At 75.7% G+C, this 2,926-nt stretch carries 3 protein-coding genes; all 3 read left to right on the top strand.

Annotation, left to right across the window (positions count from 1 at the left end; all coding sequences use genetic code 11):
• Nucleotides 1–761, top strand: a 761-nt coding sequence (locus tag RI554_10210) for a response regulator transcription factor (protein ID MDR9392388.1), incomplete at its 5' end; no start/stop codon positions are given.
• Nucleotides 758–1,813, top strand: a complete 1,056-nt coding sequence (gene hemE / locus RI554_10215; GenBank protein ID MDR9392389.1) for a uroporphyrinogen decarboxylase — start codon at nucleotides 758–760, stop codon at nucleotides 1,811–1,813. The genes RI554_10210 and hemE, both read left to right, overlap by 4 nt.
• A partial coding sequence (locus tag RI554_10220; protein ID MDR9392390.1) for a coproporphyrinogen III oxidase occupies nucleotides 1,810–2,926 on the top strand: 1,117 nt, incomplete at its 3' end. The genes hemE and RI554_10220, both read left to right, overlap by 4 nt.

The raw sequence follows: 2,926 nt of genomic DNA on the forward strand, positions 1-2,926 counted from the left end.
GCGGCGGCCGGCGCGGCGGCGGGGATGGGCTCGTGAGCGGTCCGGCCGCCCCGCCCGACGCCCCCCGCGTCCTCGTCGTCGAGGACGAAGCGGTCATGGCCGAGGTCCTGCGCGACAACCTCGAGGTCGAGGGCTACCACGTCGAGGTGGCGCCCGACGGCCTGCAGGGCGAAGCGGCGTGGCGCCGGGGGGACGCCGACCTCGTCGTCCTCGACGTGATGCTGCCCGGCCGCGACGGCTTCGCGCTCTGCGAACGCCGGCGCGCTGCGGGGGACGCGACGCCGGTCCTGTTCCTCTCCGCCCGCGGGGAGGCGGAGGACCGCGTGCGCGGCCTCGCGGCGGGCGGCGACGACTACCTCGCGGAACCGTTCCACCTGCCGGAGTTCCTGTTGCGCGTCGAGGCGCTGTTGCGGCGCGGCACGCCGCGCGGGCACGCGCACCGGCTGCAGGTCGCCGGCTGCGACGTCGACCTGCGCGCCTGGACGCTGACGCGGCCCGACGGGCGGCTCGAGCACCTCGGCGAACGCGAGCGCGGCATCCTGCGCCTCCTCGCCGAACGCGCCGGCGAGGTCGTGCCCCGCGACGACATCCTCGACGAGGTGTGGGGCGACGACGCGTTCCCCTCCTCCCGCACGATCGACAACGTGGTGATGCGCCTGCGTCGCCTCCTCGAGCCCGACCCCAGCCGACCGGTGCACCTGCACACGGTGTGGGGGGTCGGCTACCGCTTCACGCCCGAACCGGAGGCCCCCGCGAAATGAGTACGTTGCTGCGCGCCCTGCGGGGCGAGGACACCCGCACCGCCCCCATCTGGATCATGCGCCAGGCCGGCCGGCACCTGCCGGAGTACCGCGCGCTGAAGGAACGCCACGACTTCTGGACGTTGGCGCGGACGCCCGACCTGACGACCGAGGTGACGCTGCAACCGGTCCGCCGCTACGGCATGGACGGCGCCATTCTGTTCAGCGACATCATGACGCCGCTCCCCGCGATGGGGCTCGACCTGGACTTCGCGCCGGGGCCGGTCCTGCGCGACCCGGTGCGCGACGCCGCCGCCGTCGAGCGACTCCGCGTGCCCGACGCCGACGCGATCGCGCCGTACGTCGGGGACGCCATCCGGCAGCTGCGCGGGGAACTGGCCGGCCTGCGGGCCGGCGGGGACCCCGACGGCGCCCCGCCGGCGCTGTTGGGGTTCGGGGGGGCGCCGTTGACCCTCGCGACGTACGCCGTCGAGGGGGCCGGCAGCAAGGAGTACCCGACCCTCCGGGCGTTCCTCCGCGCCGAGCCGGACGCCGCGCACGCCCTGTTGGCGAAGATGGCGGACACGACCGCGGCCTACCTGCGCATGCAGGTCGAGGCCGGCGTCCAGGCGGTGCAGCTGTTCGACTCGTGGGCCGGCCTGCACGACGAGGCGACCTACCGGACGTTCGGGGCGGCGTACGCCGCGCGGGTCCTGGACCAGCTGGCGGACCTGGACGTGCCGCGCATCTACCTGGCGCTCGACGCCGCGCACCTCGAGCGCGCCGTCGCGGAGCTCCCCGCCGACGCGTTGTCCGTCGATTGGCGTCGGCCGTTGTCGGTCTGGCGGGACGTCGCGCCCGGCCGGGTGCTGCAGGGCAACCTCGACCCCGCCGCCCTCCTGGGGCCGGAGGCGGCGCTCGCCGACGACGCCTGCCGCGTCCTGCGCGAAGGGGTCGGCGGTGCACACGTCTTCAACCTCGGGCACGGCATCTTCCCGACGACGGACCCCGACCGGGTGGCGTACCTGGTGGACGTCGTGCGGGCGTTCGACCGGCACGCGGAGGGGGCGTGACGCGGGTGGGGGCCCCCGGACCGGCGCACCCCGACCTCGCGCCCGACCCGTCGGTCGCGCGGGCGCTGCCGTACGCGCCGGCCGGCCTGTCGGACCGGCGGGCGCGGGTGCTGGCGACGATGCACGCCGCGCAATCGCGGTTGGTGGACGCCTTCGAGGCGGTCGAAGCGACCGCCGCCACCGAAGCGCTCGTCGCGCGCGACGCCGCCGGCGACGGCGACGGCGACCCGGTCCGCTTCGCCGAGCACGTCTGGACCCGCCCGACCGGTGGTGGCGGGCGCGCCCGCGTGATCGAGGAGGGCCGCGTCTTCGAGCGGGGCGGCGTGAACGTCTCCGCCGTCCTCGGGGCGCGCGTCCCCCCCAGCTTGGCGGAGCAGCACCCCGGGACGGAGGGCAAGCCGTTCTTCGCGACCGGCGTGTCGATGGTGCTGCACCCCCGCAACCCGTACGTCCCCGCCTTCCACGCCAACTTCCGGTACTTCGAGGTCGGCGGGGGCACGGACGACGCGGGCGACGACGCGGGCGACGACGCGGCGGGGGGCGACGCGGCGGCGGGCGACGCGACGCCGTACGCCTGGTGGTTCGGGGGCGGGTCGGACCTCACGCCCGCCTACCCGGTCGAGGACGAGGTCCGCGCCTTCCACGCCGAACTCGCGAGCTGGTGCGCCCGCCACCCGCAGGCGGACTACGGCGCCTGGAAGGCGACGTGCGACGCCTACTTCACCGTTCGCCACCGCCAGGAGATGCGCGGGGTGGGCGGCGTGTTCTTCGACGAACTCACGTCCCCCGACGCCCCCGACCACGCCTTCGAGGCGGACCTCGCCTGCATCCGCGACGGCGTCGCGACGCTGCTGCCGAGCTACCTGCCGATGGTGGAGGCGCACCGCGGGGACGCGTACGGCGAGCGCGAACGCGGCTGGCAGGCGTTGCGGCGCGGCCGCTACGTCGAGTTCAACCTCGTGTACGACCGCGGCACGACGTTCGGCCTGCAGACCGGCGGGAACGTCGAGGCGATCCTCATGTCCATGCCGCCGCGCGCCGGCTGGCGGTTCGACCACCATCCGGAGCCCGGCACGCCCGAAGCGGACGCGCTCGCCTTCTACCAACCCCGCG

It is taken from the genome of Trueperaceae bacterium (assembly GCA_031581195.1).
In the GTDB taxonomy this organism is placed as follows: domain Bacteria; phylum Deinococcota; class Deinococci; order Deinococcales; family Trueperaceae; genus SLSQ01.